21 protein-coding genes are annotated in these 18,288 nt (G+C 67.2%); 11 read left to right on the forward strand and 10 right to left on the reverse strand.

The features are described from left to right. Nucleotides 1–1,938: 1,938 nt before the first annotated feature. From WS91_RS37325 to WS91_RS14265, 3 genes are all read right to left on the reverse strand, one after another. Nucleotides 1,939–3,093: a porin gene (locus WS91_RS37325; protein ID WP_038743590.1), complete on the reverse strand. Its 1,155-nt coding sequence runs from the start codon at nt 3,091–3,093 to the stop codon at nt 1,939–1,941. A 459-nt stretch (nt 3,094–3,552) separates the two neighbouring features. After that, nucleotides 3,553–4,500 (reverse strand): YihY/virulence factor BrkB family protein, encoded by a 948-nt coding sequence (locus WS91_RS37330; RefSeq protein WP_059670455.1) that lies wholly within the window; start codon nt 4,498–4,500, stop codon nt 3,553–3,555. A 226-nt stretch (nt 4,501–4,726) separates the two neighbouring features. Continuing rightward, complete coding sequence (locus tag WS91_RS14265) at nt 4,727–4,960, reverse strand: DUF7661 family protein (protein ID WP_059576226.1); 234 nt, start codon at nt 4,958–4,960, stop codon at nt 4,727–4,729. A gap of 731 nt (nt 4,961–5,691) precedes the next feature. Between WS91_RS14265 and WS91_RS14270 the strand changes: the two genes are divergently transcribed. Further along, nucleotides 5,692–6,714, forward strand: a complete 1,023-nt coding sequence (locus WS91_RS14270; RefSeq protein WP_038743872.1) for a succinylglutamate desuccinylase/aspartoacylase family protein — start codon at nt 5,692–5,694, stop codon at nt 6,712–6,714. A gap of 299 nt (nt 6,715–7,013) precedes the next feature. On the opposite strand, the gene WS91_RS14275 is transcribed toward WS91_RS14270, so the two are convergent. The 7 genes from WS91_RS14275 to WS91_RS35855 form a co-directional block, all read right to left on the reverse strand. Beyond that, nucleotides 7,014–7,772, reverse strand: a complete 759-nt coding sequence (locus WS91_RS14275) for a GvpL/GvpF family gas vesicle protein (RefSeq protein WP_059670456.1) — start codon at nt 7,770–7,772, stop codon at nt 7,014–7,016. Beyond that, nucleotides 7,760–8,560 (reverse strand): GvpL/GvpF family gas vesicle protein, encoded by an 801-nt coding sequence (locus WS91_RS14280; RefSeq protein ID WP_059576215.1) that lies wholly within the window; start codon nt 8,558–8,560, stop codon nt 7,760–7,762. The genes WS91_RS14275 and WS91_RS14280 overlap by 13 nt, the downstream gene beginning before the upstream one ends. Further along, nucleotides 8,557–10,698, reverse strand: coding sequence for a CDC48 family AAA ATPase (locus tag WS91_RS14285; RefSeq protein WP_038743599.1), 2,142 nt, complete (start codon nt 10,696–10,698; stop codon nt 8,557–8,559). The genes WS91_RS14280 and WS91_RS14285 overlap by 4 nt, the downstream gene beginning before the upstream one ends. Nucleotides 10,699–10,705: 7 nt before the next feature. Further along, nucleotides 10,706–11,215, reverse strand: a complete 510-nt coding sequence (locus WS91_RS14290; RefSeq protein WP_038743601.1) for an Hsp20/alpha crystallin family protein — start codon at nt 11,213–11,215, stop codon at nt 10,706–10,708. Further along, nucleotides 11,199–12,599 carry a sigma-54-dependent transcriptional regulator gene (locus tag WS91_RS14295; RefSeq protein ID WP_059670457.1) on the reverse strand — a complete coding sequence of 467 codons (1,401 nt, stop codon included), beginning with the start codon at nt 12,597–12,599 and terminating at the stop codon, nt 11,199–11,201. The genes WS91_RS14290 and WS91_RS14295 overlap by 17 nt, the downstream gene beginning before the upstream one ends. Nucleotides 12,600–12,612: 13 nt before the next feature. Beyond that, nucleotides 12,613–13,215 carry a hypothetical protein gene (locus WS91_RS14300; protein WP_038743605.1) on the reverse strand — a complete coding sequence of 201 codons (603 nt, stop codon included), beginning with the start codon at nt 13,213–13,215 and terminating at the stop codon, nt 12,613–12,615. 213 nt (nt 13,216–13,428) lie between these two features. After that, a complete protein-coding gene (locus WS91_RS35855) occupies nt 13,429–13,614 on the reverse strand; it encodes a hypothetical protein (RefSeq protein WP_145986863.1) in 186 nt (61 codons plus the stop codon). A 77-nt stretch (nt 13,615–13,691) separates the two neighbouring features. On the opposite strand from WS91_RS35855, the gene gvpA reads away from it, so the two are divergent. The 10 genes from gvpA to WS91_RS14350 all read left to right on the forward strand — a co-directional run bounded on the left by gvpA (nt 13,692) and on the right by WS91_RS14350 (nt 17,749). Beyond that, a complete protein-coding gene (gene gvpA, locus WS91_RS14305) occupies nt 13,692–13,913 on the forward strand; it encodes a gas vesicle structural protein GvpA (RefSeq protein ID WP_010109838.1) in 222 nt (73 codons plus the stop codon). Nucleotides 13,914–13,987: 74 nt separating this feature from the next. After that, on the forward strand, nt 13,988–14,269 hold the full coding sequence (locus WS91_RS14310) for a hypothetical protein (RefSeq protein ID WP_038743608.1): 282 nt from the start codon (nt 13,988–13,990) through the stop codon (nt 14,267–14,269). 92 nt (nt 14,270–14,361) lie between these two features. After that, a complete protein-coding gene (gene gvpN / locus WS91_RS14315; protein WP_226377277.1) occupies nt 14,362–15,309 on the forward strand; it encodes a gas vesicle protein GvpN in 948 nt (315 codons plus the stop codon). A gap of 3 nt (nt 15,310–15,312) precedes the next feature. Continuing rightward, a complete protein-coding gene (locus WS91_RS14320; protein ID WP_038743613.1) occupies nt 15,313–15,588 on the forward strand; it encodes a hypothetical protein in 276 nt (91 codons plus the stop codon). Nucleotides 15,589–15,598: 10 nt separating this feature from the next. Next, on the forward strand, nt 15,599–15,832 hold the full coding sequence (locus WS91_RS14325) for a hypothetical protein (RefSeq protein ID WP_038743616.1): 234 nt from the start codon (nt 15,599–15,601) through the stop codon (nt 15,830–15,832). Next, nucleotides 15,819–16,568: a GvpL/GvpF family gas vesicle protein gene (locus WS91_RS14330; RefSeq protein ID WP_059576212.1), complete on the forward strand. Its 750-nt coding sequence runs from the start codon at nt 15,819–15,821 to the stop codon at nt 16,566–16,568. The genes WS91_RS14325 and WS91_RS14330 overlap by 14 nt, the downstream gene beginning before the upstream one ends. An 8-nt stretch (nt 16,569–16,576) precedes the next feature. Then, on the forward strand, nt 16,577–16,804 hold the full coding sequence (locus WS91_RS14335; protein WP_059670458.1) for a gas vesicle protein GvpG: 228 nt from the start codon (nt 16,577–16,579) through the stop codon (nt 16,802–16,804). Further along, nucleotides 16,801–17,058 carry a gas vesicle protein gene (locus WS91_RS14340; RefSeq protein ID WP_226377278.1) on the forward strand — a complete coding sequence of 86 codons (258 nt, stop codon included), beginning with the start codon at nt 16,801–16,803 and terminating at the stop codon, nt 17,056–17,058. The genes WS91_RS14335 and WS91_RS14340 overlap by 4 nt, the downstream gene beginning before the upstream one ends. Beyond that, complete coding sequence (locus WS91_RS14345) at nt 17,055–17,417, forward strand: gas vesicle protein K (RefSeq protein WP_038743874.1); 363 nt, start codon at nt 17,055–17,057, stop codon at nt 17,415–17,417. The genes WS91_RS14340 and WS91_RS14345 overlap by 4 nt, the downstream gene beginning before the upstream one ends. An 11-nt stretch (nt 17,418–17,428) precedes the next feature. After that, nucleotides 17,429–17,749 carry a gas vesicle protein gene (locus WS91_RS14350; protein ID WP_038743625.1) on the forward strand — a complete coding sequence of 107 codons (321 nt, stop codon included), beginning with the start codon at nt 17,429–17,431 and terminating at the stop codon, nt 17,747–17,749. Nucleotides 17,750–18,288: the final 539 nt, after the last annotated feature.

Below are 18,288 nucleotides of genomic sequence, written 5' to 3' on the forward strand. Positions count from 1 at the left end.
GTGATTGGACGCGACGCGGTGCGGTGCCGCGATAGTCCGCCTCGATGCGACGAGGCGCGAGGAAGGGGCGAGGAAGCGGCGAGGAAGCGGCGAGGAAGGCGGCTGGCGATGCGCAGCCGGTCACGCGCGAGCGCCGCGAATGCCGTCGAATGCCGTCGCGAATGGACATTGTCTGACGTAGCCGGTAGCGGCGATCGCGGAGACGTCGCGGCGAGACAGCGAGACATGCGTCTCTCGATTGCCGCCGATCGACGGGCCGATGCCGTGACGATGCGATGCCATGTCGTCGCGTGATGCTCGACGGCGGGCTGCCGGCAGCGTGACGTTCCGCGTGCGTCGTGCGGCGCACGCAAGAGCGAGCTGAGCGCCGGCTGCTTGGTGAAACGGCCGCCGAGCGATCGAAGCGCCGAGTCGTCGACGGTCGAATGAGCCGGTGCGGCGAGCGCGTGGCGATCGGCGGCCGGCGTGCGCGATCTGCGAGTGTCGGCCTGCTGGTGTCGACCTGCGAGCATCGACCTGCGAGCGTCGACGACACATCGATGCGCGGCACACGACGTACACGCATGCGACGCGGATTCATTTCGAGATTGCGTGCGGGGGGGAGGCGCGCCGCCAAGCGCCTCGCTTCGCGCTTGCATCGGCAACGCGCTGCACGGAGCGATCGGGAGGTGACGCGCGTGGTTCCGTGACGCAGCTCGCGCGAGCGCGAAACCGCGCGCGGCCCGATTGCGAACGACGACGGTCGTCGTCGCGCGGCGTCGTTTGCGTCGAATCGGCACGCGCATGCGCTGCACCGTCCGTCGGCAGCCGAACGCCTGAATCGTCGATCGATGCCGGACGCGTCGGGCGTGCCGGGACGTATGTGGCGCGGTGCAATGAAGTGCCGGCGCAAGTTCGGCATGGCGTTTTGCGCCGTTCGCGAGCGTCATGCAGGCACGCGACCGAATTCATGCATGCGGCTGACGCCCGGGACATGTGGCCACGGAACGCATGCGGCGCCGGGCGGAGGTGTCGCGCATGCCGCGCGATCGCGGCAAGGCCGATGGGCGCCGGGCGATCATTGATGTCGTCGATTGGTTGCGTACTCGCGGAGCCGGAAGGCGCGGATGAAAGGCTTGCATCGGCAGCCGCCACGGCGATTGATGGTCGATCGATCCTGCGTTCGTCGAGCAAGCCGGCTCATATCCGGTCAGATGTGATGAAGCGTCGGCATACGATCGGCGCGGCGTCGCGCAACACCGGCGAGCGGCATATGGAGGCGCTGCCGGGAACCCATCGACCGCGCGGTCGCGCTCGGAGATTTGCTGCGCGGAAAGCGTGTGCGGCAACTGACCGGCAGACCGGCAGACCGGCAGACCGGCAGACCGACAGACCGACAGACCGACAGACCGACAGACCGACAGACCGACAGACCGACAGATCGACAGATCGACAGATCGACAGATCGACAGATCGACGGGATGACTTGACAACAGGACGCGACGGCGCATCTTGCCGGTCGACTCTTCCGTTCTCGACTCGTCGCCGGCTGCGTCGCGCGTCGGCCGGCTCGCGGCGGTGAAGCCGAGGGCTCACGGGCGCGCCATGGCGGCCTTGCCGGCGCCGCGAGCGAGGCGCAGGGGCGCAGGCCTCAGGAGCCTGACCGAAGCCATCGGAGCGCGTATAGCGCTCGCTGCGCGTAATCCTCTTGCGAAAAGCCTTGCGGCCCGACGCAGCCATGTGCATGCAAACAGGAGCCATGCTCGCCCGGATCGATCCCGATCGGCGATGCCGTCTCCATGACGGTCCCCCAAAAGGAAACAGCCCGATCAGCGTAAGCCGATCGGGCTGTTTCGGCCATCTCATCAAGCCGGCCGTCCGCATGGGCGTTCGGGCCGGCTTTGCGGTCGCGGCCCGCGACGCCCGAAGGCGCCGCCGAGCCGCTGCCCGCAGCTGCGCTTAGAACTTGTGGCGCAGGCCGAGCGCGACCATCTCTTGCGACTTCGTACCGTTGACGCCGTACGAGCCGATCGATGCTTGCGCCGATTGCGTCGTCGTCGCGTCGAGGCGCTGCGTGCCGCTCGCGTGCTGGTAGGCGCCGGCGAGGTACACGTCCGTGCGCTTGGACAGCGCGTAGTCCGCGCCGAGCGACACTTGGTGGTACTTCGCATCGGTGTCGCCGCTCGCCTTCGTGTATGCATAGCCGAGGCCGAGCAGTATTGCCGGCGTCGCCTGGTACGTCACGAAGCCGCGGCCCGTGTTGTACTTCTCGGTCGACGAGAAGCCCGAGAAGCCGTCCGGCTTGTATTGCGAGTTGCTGTAGCCGAGGCCGACCGTGACCGGGCCGAACACGTACTGGCCTGCCACTTGGGCGATGCCGATCGACTTCGCGCTCGTGTAGCCGGAGTTGATCGCGCCGTCGAAGATCGCGTCGGACGAACCGCTCCACGTCGAGCGCACGCCGCTCGCCGGCGACGGGTTCGACGTGTAGAAATAGCCGGCGGCGACGCCGATCGGGCCGTTGTTGTAAGCGGCGGCTGCCGACCACGTCTGGCCTTGGCCGGGCGAACCCGCGATGCCGCTGAAGCCGTACAGGGCTTCGAACTGGAAGCCGGCGAACACGGGCGACGTGTACTTGACCGTGTTGTTCACGCGCAGGCTGTTGTCGTTGTTGTCGACGTCGCCCGGCGTGGCGAACAGGCTGCCGAAGTAGTTGTCCGCGGTGACCGGCTGAACCAGGTCGACGAGCGGATCGTACTGGCGGCCGAGCGTCAGCGTGCCGTATTGATCGCTTTGCAGACCGACGAACGCCTGGCGGCCGAACATGCGCTTGCCTTGGCCGAGCGTGCCGTCGTTCGAGTTGAAGCCGTTTTCCAACTGGAAGATCGCCTTCAGGCCGGCGCCGAGGTCTTCGGTGCCCTTCAGGCCCCAGCGGCTGCCTTGCAGGTTGCCGCTGCCCATCAGCCACGCGTTGTTGGCCTTGCCATCGTTGCCGTGGACGTAGGTGATCGACGTGTCAATCACGCCATACAGCGTGACGCTGCTTTGAGCCTGAGCTGCACCGGCGGCGCCCAGCAGGGCGAGCGAGAGGGTAGACAGAGCAAGTTTCTTCATCGAGTTATTTCTCCACGCGAGTGAGTCGTTATTTGTTGCGGATTGGAGAATAGCGCACTGCACCAGACGCAAGAAATCCAAAAAAATAAAGTGTCTCAAAAAGGTGACAGCGACGGAAAGTCGTTTTATATCAACTAGATAAGAGATTGTTTCGATTCGGGGAGCACCGGAAGATTGTTGCGGTGCGATTGTTGCGGAAACGAACGTTGCCCCCGTGTAGCCATGCCTTTTCGGCCTGTTTCTGCAACGAAATCTAGGTGGGCAAACGTTTGCGCGTGCGAGGCGAACCACGGCGGCGATCGATGTGCGCGCGGCGGCCTCGACCGGATGCGGCGCGACGCGGTTGCGTCGTGGCGCTCGGTGCGCGGATGCGTCGAGCCGAACGTTTGCGTGCGCGCAAGAACCGGAAAGGCGGGCGTAAGGAGCGGGCCGTACCGAGAGAGGCGGCGGTTTGGCGCGTCAATCGCGCGAGTCGCTGCGTGCCGTCGCGGCCTTTCCGCCGATTTCGGCTTCGGCCTCGGCCTCGGCCGAGAGGGCGTCCGACGCGTGCGCCGCGCCGCGCGCCGCCGCGAACTCCGCGCCGAGCAGCAGCACCGCGGCCGAGAAGTACAGCCACATCAGCAGCACCGCGAACGATCCCGCCGCGCCGAACGCGCTCGCGGTGCCCGCGTGCGCGAGGTACAGCGCGAACAGCTTCTTGCCCGCCGAGAACAGCACGGCGGAGACGATGCCGCCCGTCATCGCGTCGCGATTCGATACGCGTGCGTCCGGCAGGAACTTCATCAGCGTGCCGAACGCGAACGCGAGCACTGCGATGCCGATCGAGAACTGCAGCAGATTGCCGATCACGACGTACGGCGACGCGCCCCACAGCCAGCGGCCGATGAACGTGATCGCGGTGTCGAGCACGAGCGACACGATCAGCAGGAACGCGACGCCGAGCACCAGCCCGAACGAGATCAGCCGCACCCGCACGAGGCCGAGCACCGAGGATGCGCGTGTGCTGGTGGCGGGCCAGATCACGCTGAGCGCCGTGTTGAGCGACGCGAACGTCGCCGATGCGCCGAGCGCGAGCATCGCGAACGAGATCAGCGCCGCGAGGCCGCCGCGGCTGCCGCTGCGGTGCGCGCTCTCGACGATCGTCTGCACGCCGGCCGCCGCCTCGTTGCCGATCAGCTCGTGCACGTGGCTGAATACCTCGCCGCGCGCGGCGTCGGCGCCGAAGAACCAGCCGGCGACCGCGATCACCATCACGAGCGTCGGCGCGAGCGAGAACGCCGAATAGAACGCGATGCTCGCGGCCATCGCGGCGCAGCGGTCGGAGGAGAAGCGTTTGAACGCGTTGACCGCCCAGTTGACGTTGTGGCGGACGAGCTTGTGTGGTTGCTGTGGAATCAAGGGTTTCATGGATTGCGCGTACGGGCGCGAACATGGTGGGCGCGCCGGAGTCGTTTGCCGTTCTTGCGTCGGACGCCGGCCGATGAGAAAAGTTTATTCAATCCGGCGAACACGGGCGACGGCACGGGGCGCAGGGGCCGGACGCGCGTGGCTTTGCTGCGCCTTCGGGGCGGCGGGCACGTGCCGTCGCGGTTCGCCGTTGCGGGCGCGGAGGCGGCCGCCGCTCGCCGCGCGGTCAATCGGGCTCGGGCAGATCGAGACGCCGGACGTCGCCGTTGTCGGGCGTCGCGCTTTCGTGAAACAGGTCGCCGAGATATTGGCCGAGTTCTTCGGCTTCGAGGAAATCGGGAATGACGAAATGCGCGGGACGACGCTTGCCGTCCGAGCCGGGATAGAAAGGCACCCAGCGATCCTGCGCGCGTTCGACGAGGATCTGCTTGCCGAATACGTCGAAGCGGAGAGTCGTCATGCGTGGGGCTCCCGAAGGTTGGGCGTTTCGGCCTCGTGAGCCGCGGTGATCGTTCGCGCGGCTTTCATGCCTGTACGCGCGCTGCGCGAACGATGGCGTTCTTGCCGCGGCGCGCGCTTGCTCGACGCGAACGCGGCCGCAACGCGACGTTAGCAGAAAATCGCCCTGTGATGCGCTCGATGCGTCGGTGCATTCGACGGGTTTGATGTTCTCCATTCTCCGGCTGCTCCGGTTGCTGCGGATGTTGCGGATGCTGCGGATGCGCTCGACGTGCTCGGCGGCGTCGATGCCGTGCATGCGCTATGCAAAGCATCGTGTGGCGCATAACGATGGAACGCATTCGTCGTTTCCGCCGACGCGGCGTTGCGATACGCTGCTGACGCCCGCAACGCCCGCAACGCCCGCAACGCCCGCAACGCCCGCGACATGCAGCGACATGCAGCGACATGCAGCGACATGCAGCGACCAACGCACCGCCGAAACATGCTCGGCAAATGCAACGCCGACGCCAATCGCAACGGCGGCGGGGCTGTCGCGCGCCGCGCTGCCGGAGCGTCGCCGGCAATGCGGCGGCACCGCACCGCGGCACCACCGCACCGCGGCACGGCAACGGCAACGGCAACGGCAACGGCGTGCCGCGTGCCGCCGCCCCGAGCGTTCGCCGGCGATTGCCGGTAAGCTTCATGACACCATCCCGTTCCCGCCCAGGCCGCCGCAGGCCGATGCCGACCATGACCGACACCTCCCGCTTTCGAAATCCCATCCGCAGCGAAGTCGATCTCGACGCGAACGGCAAGCATGCCGGCTATCTGCGCCTGCCGCACTCGGTCCATCGTTCGGCGTACGGATGGATTCCGATTCCGGTCGTGTCGATCCGCAACGGCAGCGGCCCCGTCGTGCTCGTGATGGCCGGCAATCACGGCGACGAGTACGAAGGGCAGATCGTCGTGTCGCGCATCGTGCGGGAGATCGATGCGGCGCATGTCGCCGGGCAGTTGATCTTCCTGCCGATGGCGAACTTTCCGGCGGCGGACGCCGGCGCGCGCGTGTCGCCGATCGACGGCGGCAACCTGAACCGCAGCTTCCCCGGCGACCCCGCCGGCGCGCCGACCGCCGTGATCGCCGACTACATCGAGCACACGCTGCTGCCGCGCGCGCAGTATTTGATCGATCTGCATTCGGGCGGCAGCTCGCTGCTCTATCGAGGCGGCAACATGCTCGCGCTCGAGCCGCGCGACGCGGCGGAGCGCGCGCGCGTACGCGAGTTGCTCGCCGCGTTCGGCCTGCCGCGCGCGTTCCTGCACGCGCCGAATCCGGTGCATGCGTCGTCGGCCGCGCGCCGGCAGGGCGCGATCTCGATCCTGACCGAACTGGGCGGCGGCGGCATGGCCGACCCGGCGTTGATCCGCGACGCGCGTCGCGGGCTGCTGCATTTTCTCGGTTTCGTCGGCGCGCTGCGCGGCCCGCTCGTGCCGGACAATCCGCCCGCGACGACACGCTTCATGCGGGTGGGCGGCGCGCATCACTATGTCTATGCGTACGACAGGGGGCTCTACGAGCCGCTCGTCGAGCTCGGCGCGCGCGTGCACGCGGGGCAGCCCGCCGCGCTGATCCATTTTCCCGATACGCCGCTGCGCGAGCCCGTCACGCAGTGCTTCGCGAGCGACGGCGAAGTCGTCTGCAAGCGCGTGCCCGCGCAGGTGCGGCGCGGCGATTGCCTGTTTCAGCTAGCGCAAGACGACGCGTCGGCGTGATCGTGCGGGTGCGGGTGCGGGTGCGGGCGCCCGGGCGAGCGTGGCGACGCGAACGCGTCGCGGAGGATTCGATGCGGCTGACGTCGCGACGGCGCGCCACGCATCGCGACACGCTGCGGTGCCCTGCGCCCTGCGCCTCTTACGCCTTACGTCGGGCGCTGGCGCGTGACTGCCCGCGATGGGCAACGTGAAGAGACGCGAATCGCGAATTGCACGGCGCACGGCGGCGAATCGCATGCTGCGTCCCGCGTCTCGCCGCGCGCGTCAGGGCGGGCCGTTCGGCAATCCGCTCGAGGCTTTCAAGGCGCGCGGCCGTCCCTTTCTCGACCCGCGCCGTTTTCGGATCTCGATGCGGCGATCGACGGGCGACTCGTCGGTCCGAACGCGCGCGGCGGCTCCGCTGCCGACGCCCGCTCACCCGCGGCGAAGCTGTACGGCGGCCATGGGCCGGACACATAGAGCGGCAAGGCGGTGCGGCGCGCCGTTTGCCGGCATCGCTCGACGAAATCGTCGAGCGTCGCTTGCCTAACGAGAAAGCACAGGCTCGCGAAGCCTTCCACCTGTCCGTCGAACCGCCAGTCGCGGTACAGGTCGCGAAGCGCCGCCGCGATGCGTTCCCCGTGCGACAGCGCGACGGAATTGGGCGCCGCGCGAGCGGCAAGATAGGCGTGGCCGGGGCCGCCTGCTTGCGGGTGCGGCCGCGCGTGCCGCTCGTCGGGAGGCCGAAATCTCAGCCCCATTTCGACGCAGCCGTCGATTCGCTGCAGTAGATCGCGATACGTATCGCTTTCGTCGTCGAGCCACTCGCGCACGGCTCGCTTGTCGTCGAGGCAAGTGGGAAAGCGCATCGGCACGACGGCGCCGTGCCGGAAGAGCGTCGCCACGGTCTCGCCGAACGCGAGCGCCGCCGGTATCGTCGCGGATGGCGCCCGAGCGTGCTCCGAGACGACGGTGCGCAGGTGCGCGCCGTCCACGATTTCGAGCCGTGCGCCGTCCACGCCCGACGGCAGCGCGAAGGAACCCTTCTGCGTCAGCACGGCGTAGGTCAGCCAGACCATGTCGTCTCTTCGGCGAGCGGGGCGCAAAAGCTGTACGGCGGCCAGGGCCCGGAAAAGTCGAAATGCAATCCCCGTGCGGCGAACTCGGCGTCGACGGCTTTCGCTTGCCGACGGAATGCCTGGACATCGCGGTTTCGCACGAGGAACGCCCAGTTCGCGACGATTTCGTTCGGTGAATCCGAGGCCCGCGACGGCCGGCTGCACATCTGCACCGCGTGGCGCTGCAATCGCGCCGAGACGGGCGGCACGCTTTGCTCGAGCCAGCCGCGCAAATTGTGCCCGGCCCGGGCCTGAAGCTGCCGCTCGCGCAGATAATGGGTGCCCGTCGCGCGGGCGGCCCATTCGGGTTCTTCGGCGCGAAGCAGCGCGGCTTGCGAGTCGGTGGCCGCTCGCCGATCGAGCCAGCCTTTGACCGCCCACTCCGTCTTGCCGTCGACGAGATCGAGAACGCGGCTGATGTGCGCGTGAGCGCTTTGCATCGATGCGATGACCCGGTCGGCACTGGAAAACAGCGCGCCGAACTGGGCCGGAAAGACCGGCGAATATCGCATCGTCCACTCGATCACCGCGGCATGAATGGCCACGCGGCCGGCGATCCAGGCCGGGTCCGTCAGCCGCCGCTCGGCGTCGGCTCCGGCAAACTCGCTGCGCGACGCGTCGCAGAGCACCGCGGCCAGATCCCCGTCGCGCAGCAGTTGCAGCCGCGGCTCGCCAGGCGGCCTCGTCGCCCATGCCGGGGCGAGGCGCTCGGCGCGCGCGAAGCAAAACAGATAAAGGGCGGCGTTCATTGCGTTTGCTTGCGCCGCTGGCTTGCTTCCTGGATCGCATCGTCCAGGTCCGCGGCGCTCAGGTGCAGCCGCGCTGGATCGCGGATGTCCGCGGCGAGCGCGCGCCGCACCGCCGACAGCGCCGCGCGGCGGCATACCGACGCGATCTCGGCCGCGGAGAACCCGCTGCTCGCCTCCGCCAGCCAGTCGCCGGTCACGTCGGCGGCGAGCGGCTTGCGGCGCAGGTGCACGTCGAAAATCTCGCGGCGCGCGGCCGGGTCGGGCAGCGCGATCTCGACGATCTCGTCGAAGCGGCCGGGCCGCAGCACGGCCGGATCGAGCATGTCGATGCGGTTCGTGGCGGCGAGCACCATCACGCCTTTGAGCTCCTCGATGCCGTCGAATTCGGCCAGAAACTGCGACAACAGGCGCTCCGGCACGTGCGCGCCGCTGGCGCCTTCGCCGCGTCGGGGCGCGAGCGCATCGATTTCGTCGAAAAACAGCAAGCAGGGCGCCGCGTGCCGCGCTTTGCGGAACACGTCGCGCACGCCTTTTTCCGATTCGCCGATGTATTTCGACATCAACTCCGGCCCTTTGACCGGAATGAAATTGACGCCGCACTCGTTGGCCGCGGCTTTCGCGAGCCAGGTCTTGCCGCAACCGGGCGGGCCGACGAGCAAGATGCCCTTGGAGGGCTTGGCGCCCGCGCGAGTCAGCAGCTCCGGATACCTGAGCGGCCACTCCAGCGCCTCGATCAACTGCGCCTTCGCGTTGCCGAGGCCGCCGACGTCCTCCCAGCGCACGTTGGGAACCTCGACGAAGACTTCGCGAATCGCCGACGGGTCGATCTCGGCCAGCGCGGACAGGAAATCGTCCATGTTCACGACGAGGCGATCGAGCTGCTCGTAGGAAATCGTGCGCAGGCCGAGATCGAGTGTCGACATGAGCCGGCGCAGGCAAAGCATGGCCGCCTCCTTGCACAGCGCCTCGAGATCCGCGCCGACGAAACCGTGCGTGATGTCGGCGAGACGATCCAGGTCGACGTCGGCCGCGAGCGGCATGCCGCGACTGTGGATTTCGAGCACTTCGAGACGGCCGTTGCGATCGGGAATCGGAATCGCGATCTCGCGATCGAAACGGCCCGGCCGGCGCAACGCCGGATCGAGCGCGTTCGGCAGATTGGTGGCGGCGATCACGATGACTTGCTGGCGGCCGTTCAGCCCGTCCATCAACGCCAGCAGCTGCGCGACCACGCGCTTTTCCACCTCGCCGACGACCGTTTCGCGCTTGGGCGCGATCGCGTCGATTTCGTCCAGAAAAACGATGGCGGGCGCCTTGCGCGCGGCTTCCTCGAAGATCTTGCGCAGGTGCGCCTCCGATTCGCCGTAGAACTTGTGGATGACTTCGGGGCCCGACACCGAGAAGAAGGCGGCGTCGCATTCGTGCGCGATGGCCCGTGCGATCAGCGTCTTGCCGCAGCCCGGCGGGCCGTACAGCAACACCCCTTTGGGCGCGTCGACGCCGAGCCGCTCGAAGACTTCGGGATAGCGCAGCGGCAGCTCGATCATTTCGCGGATGCGCATCAATTGCGGCTTGAGGCCGCCGACATCCTCGTACGACAGCGACGGGGCGACCACCGCGGGTTCGCCTTTCGCGGGCCGCCCGATCGACAGCTCGGTGTTCGGGCCGATCAGCACCGGTCCGCGCGGCGTGCAGCTCGTCACCTTGAAATCCGCGTTGCGGCTGCCGAACAGCGTCGCGCGGATGCGGTCGCCCTCGATCACCGGCAGGCCGTCGAGCAGGCCCGCGATGTAGTCGAGATCGCCCGGCGCGGGGGCGGCGTTGATGGGGGTCAGCTGCACCAGGTTCGCCGCACGCGCGGCCACCTTTTTCAGCGTGACGGTCTCGTCGATGGCGGCGCCCGCGTTGCCGCGCACGACGCCGTCCAACTGCACGCGCGACTGGGCGCGCAGCTCCTTGTGCGCGAGCATCGCCTTGCATACGGTGGCGCGCTTGCCGCGCACCTCGACCAGGTCGCCCACGGCCGCGTCCAGCAGGATGAGGTCCTCCGGCCCCATGCGCGCGAGCGCGCGCCCGACGTCGCGGGCGTTGCCCTCCGTCACGCGGAGCTCGAGCCCGGTCTGTTCCGCTTTGTCCATGGTCGCCTCAGTCCGTGCACCGGATTTCGAGAATCCCGTTGTTGCACCCGAACTGCATCTGGTCGCGCGTGTACGGGCGCGGCAACTGCACTTCCTTGATGTATTTCTTGGGGCGGTGCTCGGCGACGATCGTGAGCACGTCGTCCTGGACATCGAGTCTCACGTCTTCCAGGCTCACGCCCGGCATCTCGGCCACCACGAGCGTATGGTCGCTCTCCTCGAACACGTCCACGATCGGCTCGATGACTTCCTGCACCACCGCGTGGCCGGATTTGTCCTTGCGGATGTTGCCGAACGGCTCGACCGAGACTCGGTCCTTGTCCTGTCCCAAGCCGACCTTGATGTTGATGCCGTAGACACCGCGGATGCCCGCATCGGTCGCGCGCTCCTTCAGCAACTGAAGTTCATTGCCGGTCTGGGCCAGTTCGTTGAGCTTCTCCACCAGGTTCACGATGCCCGACATGATGCCTTCGAAGCCACTGGCCGATTCTTTCGCTCCGTCACGCTTGGTCTTCATCGTCGACTCCTCGGAATTCGATGCGGTATTCCTTGACCTTCGAATGGATGGTCTTGTAGTCGACTTGCAAGACTCGTGCCGCTTGGGCCTTGTTGCCGTGCGTCGCCTGCAACACCTGTTCGATGACCCGCCGCTCGATGTCGGCGATATTGCGTCGTACCACCTCCTTCAGGGACAGTCCTTCCCAGCCGAATTCCGTCAGCGGCGCCGCGTGCTTGCCGGACGATGCGATATTGAGGTGAGCCGGCTGCACGACATCGCCGGCGACGAGAACGGCTTGCCGGATCGAGTTGCGCAACTGCCGGACGTTGCCCGTCCACGGGTGATTCAGCAAGAGCTCGCAGGTGGCGTCGGCGAACGTGACGGCGGGCTTGTCCAGTTCCGCGCAGGTTTGCGCGGCGAAGTGCTGCGCGAGGTAGAGGATGTCGTCGCGCCGTTCGCGCAGCGGCGGGACGTGAATCACGAATTCGGACAGCCTGAAGAAGAGGTCGCTGCGGAAGCCGCCTTCGAGCGCCTTTTGCTCGACGTCTTCGTTGGCGGCGGCGACGATGCGCACGTCCAGCGGCAACGGCGTGTTGCCGCCCACACGATACAGCGTGCGCTCCTGGATCACGCGCAGCAGCTTCGCTTGCGACGCGAGCGGCAGGTTGGCGATCTCGTCGAGAAACAGCGTGCCGCGGTTCGCCGCCGAGAACTTGCCGGGCTTGGCGATGGCCGCGCCGGTGAACGCGCCTTTTTCGTAGCCGTAGAGTTCCGATTCGAGCAGCTGCTCCGGTATCGCGCCGCAGTCGATCGCGACGAACGGCGCCGCGCGCCGTCCGCTGCCGCGGTGGATCGCGCGTGCAACCAGTTCCTTGCCCGCGCCGCTTTCGCCGAGGATCAGCACTGAAAACGTGCTTTTCGCCACGAGCCCGATCCGTGCGATCAGGCGGGCGACGGCTTCGCTCGGCCCCATGCTCTCGCACAGGCTGGCGGCCACCGAAGGCTCGCTGCTCCGGCCGCCGCCGTTCGTGAGCGCCGTTCGGATCGCGCTCATCAGGACGTCGTCGTCGACCGACTTCGACACGCAGTCCTGGACGCCCTCGCGCATTGCGCCGATCGCGCCCTGCACGTCCGGCTGGTCGGTGAGCACCACCGCCGGCATCTGCGGCGTCTGCCGCCGGATCGCGTGCAGCAGGTCGAGCCCGCTCATGTCCAGCAGGCGGTCGTCGAGCACCACCGCATCGGAGCGCTGCTGCTCCAGGGTTCGGAGCGCCGCGTAGCCGGTTTGCGCGGACACGGCGTCGAGGCCCGCGCCGCGCAGCAGCTGCGTCAGCCGCGAGCCGAAAATCGGCTCGTTGACGATCAGCACGCGCGCCGGCAGCGCACTTGGAACCGAGTTCATGACGTTCGTCGCGTCAGATCGCCGGGCTGCCGAGCGGATAGCTCACAGCCAGATCGGGCGGCAGCAGGGGGGCCACGCGGTGCAGCGCGCCGACGAACAGCATGCCGGTGCCGCCCGCCGGCAGCGTCTCGTCGATTCGATGCGCGATGAACCGGTCGCGTCGCTGCAGCATGTCGGACGCGAGCCGGTTCTCGACGTCGGTTCGCTGCCCGTCCGCGGAAGCGGCGTTGAGCAGCCGCCATGCGAGCTCGTATTCCTCCACCAGCAATTCCGGCGCTTCGGTGCCGACGATCGTCGCGCCTTCGCGACTCAGCGTCTGCAGCAAGCGATGATTGCGGCTGCCGGCCTTCGCGAGGTCGTCGACGATCTCGAGCTCGTGGCCGCATACCGGCAAGCCGTCCTGATAGATGTGCAGGGATTTCAGATCGAGGCCGAGCCGAGGAATGGCCGCTTCGATGCCGTCCCACATGTGCTCGATATCGAGTGCGCGGCGTCGCCACGCGTTCGCGCCGAGTGTGGTTTGCGCGGCGTCGGCGAGAAGCGGTGCGGCTTGCCCCATGTCGATGCCGGTATGGAGAATCGGGATATAAATCAATGTGCGGCTGCTGTCGGACATGGCCGCTCCCCTTTGCGATTTTCCGTTTCTTTGCATGGCGTCCAACCCATGCTGCAATTGTCATCATAGGAAATAAGCCGGCCGTCTGCGGCAGCATTTGCGCGGCGCGTGGGTCTCGCTTCGAGGGCGGTATGGATAGCATTCCATGGAACGCTTTCCATACCGCGACGCCGCTTCCATATGCCGGATATGCGCGTTTGCGCAAACGGCGCTTCAATCGATTTCGATATTGATCGAAATACAAAAATGAAAAATCGCGATGCCGGCGCATTGTCTCGAACGGCGGATTTGGCGGCGATTTTTCCTGCATCGCGATTCCAGGCTGTCGGCCATTGGCGCCGCGCGCCCGGCGAAGGCTCGCGCGACGACATTCGCGCGCGAAGCGGCACGCTCCGGCATGGGGGTTGCTTTGAGGGCGTAGCCTGCTCCTGCAGCGCAAAGGTCTTTTCCTATCAACGCATCGCAAGGAGGCCATCATGGCCAAAGTGCAGAAATCGACTGACTCGTCGAGCCTGGCCGAAGTTGTCGATCGCATTCTCGACAAGGGCATCGTCATCGACGTGTGGGCGAAGGTGTCGCTCGTCGGCATCGAGCTGCTTTCGATCGAAGCCCGCGTCGTCATTGCATCGGTCGAAACCTATCTCAAGTATGCCGAAGCAATCGGTCTGACCGCGACTGCCGCAGCGCCAGCAGCGTGACCGACGTTGCCGCCGCATGGCGGGCAACTTGGTTTCCGGCCGCGGTAAAGCGGTCGGCCTCGAAAGGAACAGCCATGAACAGCTTGACGCAAGACATGGCCCGCCTGCATCAGGAAGTCACGGCGGGCCACAGGGAGCGGCAGAGACTGCTGCAGAAGCTGGCGGATTCGCGCGAGGACCTGCGAACGGAAGTCGCCCAACTGCTGCGGCAACTGCATCTGGCCAATGCCGGCATGTTCAGCCAAGCGCGCGACGCCCGAACTGCATTCGTGACGGACCTGGTCGAGCGCGTGCGTGATCTCCGACGCTCGTTCGACGCCGATCTGAGGGGAGCCCACCGCGCCTGGCGAGGCTAGGGCCGTTTGCGACCGGGCGCGGCGGCCCGCCGATACGATGCGCTTGGCCGACCGCTGCGCCTGCCGATGCTTTCCGATAACTGGAGGGAATCATGACCGATCTCGCCCCACCGCCGGAACTGGTTGCAGCGGCGCGCGGCGCGAATGGCGATGGCGGCACTCGAGACAGGGTGCGATTGGAAGCGAGTGCCGAGTTCGTGCAGACGCCCGCCGTTCGCAATCTCACCGAACGTGCGCTGACGTATCTCGGCGCGGGCTACGGAGTGCATCTCGCGGGGCCGTCGGGCACCGGCAAGACCACGCTCGCGTTCCACATCGCCGCTCAGCTCGGTCGGCAAGTCGTGCTGATGCACGGCGACGACGAACTCGGCAGTGCCGACCTCGTTGGCCGCGGCGCCGGATACCGCCGCTCGCGGGTGGTCGACAACTTCATCCATTCGGTGGTCAAGACCGAGGAGGAAATGACCACGACCTGGATCGACAATCGCCTGACGACGGCTTGCCAGCACGGTCTCACGCTCATTTACGACGAATTCAACCGATCCCGGCCGGAAGCGAACAACGCGCTGCTGCCGGTATTGTCGGAAGGCATCCTGAACTTGCCCAATCGCATGACGGGCGCCGGTTATCTGACGGTGCATCCGGGCTTTCGCGCGATCTTCACGTCGAATCCGGAAGAGTATGTGGGCGTGCACAAGACGCAGAACGCGTTGATGGGCCGGCTGATCACGATCCAGGTGGGGCACTACGACCGCGAGACGGAGGTCGAGATCGTCCGGGCCCGCTCCGAAATCGCGCGCGCGGACGCGGAGCGCATCGTCGATCTCACCCGCCGGCTGCGCGACGCCGACGAGAGCGGCCACCATCCCAGCCTCCGGGCGGCCATCGCGCTCGCACGTGCGCTCGCGTATTGCGGCGGCGAGGCGACGCGCGAGAACGCCGGCTACCTATGGGCCTGCAGGGACATCCTCGGGGTGGACCTGGAGCCCGTCCCGCAGGCTACCCGTCAAGCAGGCCGGCGCACGAAAGCGCGGAGATGAATCATGCCGATTCCGAGAAAAGGGGTGCACGACATTCGTGCTCGACATACGCCCGGCATGACGCCGATGCCGGTGCACAGCATGTACATGCGGATTTCGTGCATCGAAATGGAGAAAAGCCGGCGGAACATCGAGCGGCAAGCCGCGCTGCGGCGCATCGCCGCCGTCGATGGCCGGATCGCCGATCTGGACCGGGAAAAGGCCAGGCTGCATGCGGCGATCGAAAACGAAGCGCCTCAGACGGGCGACATCCGCGGATCGTTCCAGATCCGATATTGAGAGGGACATCATGCATATCAACTGCATTTCCTGCGGGCACCAGATCGAGGTCGACGACGATTCGTACGCCCGATACCACGGCGCGCTGCGTTGCTGGGTTTGCCATTCGCTGCTGATGGTGGACATCGTCGAAGGCTGCGTCGAGTCCGTCCGTCTCCAGGAAGCCTCCGTGATCGTGCCTCACGGCGCGCAGCCCGCCATGCGCAAGCCGGCCTCGCGCGAGGTGCAGCATGACCAGCCATAGCGGCGCCCGCTATCTGTACGGCGTCCAGCATGCGCGGGACGTGCCGCCGAGCCTTCCGCCCGGGATAGGCGGAACGGCCGTCCATGCACTGACCGACGGCGATGTCGCGGTGATCGTCAGCGATACGGGGCTCGCGAAGGTCCGTCCCGAGCGGCGCCACTTGCTCGCTCATCACACGGTGATCCAGAGCCTCGCGGCCGCCGGCACCGTGCTGCCGGTGGCGTTCGGCACGATCGCGACGAGCGAAGTCGCGCTGCGCAGGATGCTCAAGAAGCACCGGACGGCGCTCGCCGGCGAACTCGCGCGGCTCGTGGGCCACGTGGAAATGAGCGTGCGCCTGAACTGGGACGTGCCGGATCTCTTTCGCCATCTGATCGACGTTCGCCCCGATCTGAAGGCCGCGCGCGACGCCATGCTGGCGCTCGGCGGCGCGGCCACGCGCGACGACAAGATCGAGTTGGGCAGCCGCTTCGAGCGCGTGCTGAACGAAGAGCGGGCGCGCCATGCGGCAAGCGTGGACGAGGCGCTCGACGCGTGCTGCAAGGAGATCCGGCGCGATCCGCTGCGGCACGAGACGGAAATCCTGCGCTTGACCTGCCTCGTGCGAAACGCCGAGCTCGGCCGGTTCGAGTCGGGCGTGGCCGCCGCGTCGCGCGTTCTCGACGATTCGCTGACGCTGAAATACAGCGGACCGTGCCCGCCTCACCATTTCGTCAATCTCAACATGAGTCTGTGAAGGGTGCCATGTTCATTCTCGATAACCTGCTCGCCGCGCCGATCAAGGGCATGTTCTGGATTTTCGAGGAGATCGCGCAGGCCGCCGAGGACGAGACGATCGCCGACATCGAGACGACCAAGGCGGCGCTCGTCGAGCTCTATCGCGAACTCGAATTCGGCCAGATCGACGAGGCCGAATTCGAGTCGCGCGAGCGGGCGTTGCTCGATCGCCTGGACAGCCTGGAAACGCCGTGACATCGCCTTGCTCGCCGCCGTTTCATGCCGTGCGCAGCGCGGACGGCGAACCCGTGCCGGCCGAGCTCGCGCAGCGGCTGTCGCTGTGCGAGTCGCTGGACCGGATTCTCAACAAGGGCGCGGTGATTTCCGCGCAGGTGGTCGTGTCGGTAGCCGACGTCGATCTGCTCTATTTGCATCTGCGCCTCCTTCTGACTTCGGTGGAAACCGCGTTGGCCGGCCGCGCGATGTCACGCGAAGAGGAATGCCGATGAATGCGCCGCACGCGGCGGCGGTATCGAACGCCGCCGCACTCGCCGCCGCGCTGGAACAAGCGCTGGCGCAGCAACAGGCGCCGCCGCCACGCGCGACGCAACGCGTCGACGTCGCGGCCGCTTCCGCGGGCAACGGCCTCGCGAAGCTCGTTCTGGCGCTGATGAAGCTCTTGCACGAACTGCTCGAACGGCAGGCGTTGCGGCGAATCGAGGCCGGCAGCCTGAACGATGACGAAATCGAGCGGTTGGGGCTCGCGCTGATGCGGCAGGCCGAGGAGATCGAGCGGCTCGCCGGGCAGTTCGGCTTCACCGATGCCGATCTGAATCTCGATCTCGGCCCGCTCGGCCGTCTTTTTTGAGAGCCCATCCAATGAGCCAGCCACGCACCGCTTCGCCGCCGCACAGCGTTTCCAGTACGACCGTGGCCGATCTGCTCGAGCGCGTGCTCGACAAGGGCGTCGTCATTACCGGAGACATCCGCATCAATCTGGTCGACGTCGAGCTTCTGACGATCCGCATCCGGCTGCTGGTCTGCTCCGTCGATAAGGCGAGGGAACTCGGCGTCGACTGGTGGAACGCCGATTCGTTCTTTCTGGGGCCGGACAGAGCGCGATCCGCGCTGCCGGGCCGGACCGCCGCCGTCGACGTCGCGGCGGGGGCCGCCGCGCACGCCGACGCAGGGCGTCGGTGACGCGCGCGCCGCGCGGCGCACGCGACATCGGAGCGGATCGAAGGGCGGGCGTGAGCGCGCCGGATTTTTCCGGCGCCGCGAGCGGACGGCGTTCGTCCGTGCGCGGCGAAGCGCTCTTCGCGCCGTTCGCGCCGCAACGCTGACGCGCCGGATGGTCGGTGGCCGGCATCGCTGCCGTGCCCGGCCGGTCGCATCGCCGGATCATGGCGCGCCGCGCGCGTCGGCCACGCGCCATGCGTCTTTCCAATGGCGCTTTCTTCGACGCCGGCCCGGTTTCGCCCGCCGCGCGCCACGTCGCACGGGCTCGCGCCGGCGCTGTCCGCTTCCCCGAAATCCTTGCTACGCGGCCGCCGATATCGATATCGAAATTGCTTGGTTAGCCTTTGCGAGTCGAAACGCTAAGGTGACGGACATGGCAGCGGGATGACGTCGCGACGAGCGCGCGCCGGGCGACACGGGCGCGCGTCCGAACGCGACGAACACGCCGCTGCCCTTGTTCCGCAGAACGAACGGGCGCGCCGAAGGCGGCGAGCCGTCAT

The sequence above is a fragment of the Burkholderia sp. MSMB1498 genome (assembly GCF_001526245.1).
GTDB lineage: Bacteria > Pseudomonadota > Gammaproteobacteria > Burkholderiales > Burkholderiaceae > Burkholderia > Burkholderia savannae.

Bases quoted from the DNA above. Each gene is read 5' to 3' on its own strand.
- WS91_RS14330 (WP_059576212.1), top strand. From the start codon at position 15,819: ATGACCAGCCATAGCGGCGCCCGCTATCTGTACGGCGTCCAGCATGCG.
- gvpA (WP_010109838.1), top strand. From the start codon at position 13,692: ATGGCCAAAGTGCAGAAATCGACTGACTCGTCGAGCCTGGCCGAAGTT.
- WS91_RS37330 (WP_059670455.1), bottom strand. From the start codon at position 4,500: ATGAAACCCTTGATTCCACAGCAACCACACAAGCTCGTCCGCCACAAC.
- WS91_RS14345 (WP_038743874.1), top strand. From the start codon at position 17,055: ATGAATGCGCCGCACGCGGCGGCGGTATCGAACGCCGCCGCACTCGCC.
- WS91_RS14350 (WP_038743625.1), top strand. From the start codon at position 17,429: ATGAGCCAGCCACGCACCGCTTCGCCGCCGCACAGCGTTTCCAGTACG.
- WS91_RS14265 (WP_059576226.1), bottom strand. From the start codon at position 4,960: ATGACGACTCTCCGCTTCGACGTATTCGGCAAGCAGATCCTCGTCGAA.
- WS91_RS14270 (WP_038743872.1), top strand. From the start codon at position 5,692: ATGACCGACACCTCCCGCTTTCGAAATCCCATCCGCAGCGAAGTCGAT.
- WS91_RS14300 (WP_038743605.1), bottom strand. From the start codon at position 13,215: ATGTCCGACAGCAGCCGCACATTGATTTATATCCCGATTCTCCATACC.
- WS91_RS37325 (WP_038743590.1), bottom strand. From the start codon at position 3,093: ATGAAGAAACTTGCTCTGTCTACCCTCTCGCTCGCCCTGCTGGGCGCC.
- WS91_RS14310 (WP_038743608.1), top strand. From the start codon at position 13,988: ATGAACAGCTTGACGCAAGACATGGCCCGCCTGCATCAGGAAGTCACG.
- WS91_RS14290 (WP_038743601.1), bottom strand. From the start codon at position 11,215: ATGAAGACCAAGCGTGACGGAGCGAAAGAATCGGCCAGTGGCTTCGAA.
- WS91_RS14335 (WP_059670458.1), top strand. From the start codon at position 16,577: ATGTTCATTCTCGATAACCTGCTCGCCGCGCCGATCAAGGGCATGTTC.
- WS91_RS14275 (WP_059670456.1), bottom strand. From the start codon at position 7,772: ATGGTCTGGCTGACCTACGCCGTGCTGACGCAGAAGGGTTCCTTCGCG.
- WS91_RS14320 (WP_038743613.1), top strand. From the start codon at position 15,313: ATGCCGATTCCGAGAAAAGGGGTGCACGACATTCGTGCTCGACATACG.
- WS91_RS35855 (WP_145986863.1), bottom strand. From the start codon at position 13,614: ATGCCGGAGCGTGCCGCTTCGCGCGCGAATGTCGTCGCGCGAGCCTTC.
- WS91_RS14325 (WP_038743616.1), top strand. From the start codon at position 15,599: ATGCATATCAACTGCATTTCCTGCGGGCACCAGATCGAGGTCGACGAC.
- WS91_RS14295 (WP_059670457.1), bottom strand. From the start codon at position 12,599: ATGAACTCGGTTCCAAGTGCGCTGCCGGCGCGCGTGCTGATCGTCAAC.
- WS91_RS14285 (WP_038743599.1), bottom strand. From the start codon at position 10,698: ATGGACAAAGCGGAACAGACCGGGCTCGAGCTCCGCGTGACGGAGGGC.
- WS91_RS14280 (WP_059576215.1), bottom strand. From the start codon at position 8,560: ATGAACGCCGCCCTTTATCTGTTTTGCTTCGCGCGCGCCGAGCGCCTC.
- gvpN (WP_226377277.1), top strand. From the start codon at position 14,362: ATGACCGATCTCGCCCCACCGCCGGAACTGGTTGCAGCGGCGCGCGGC.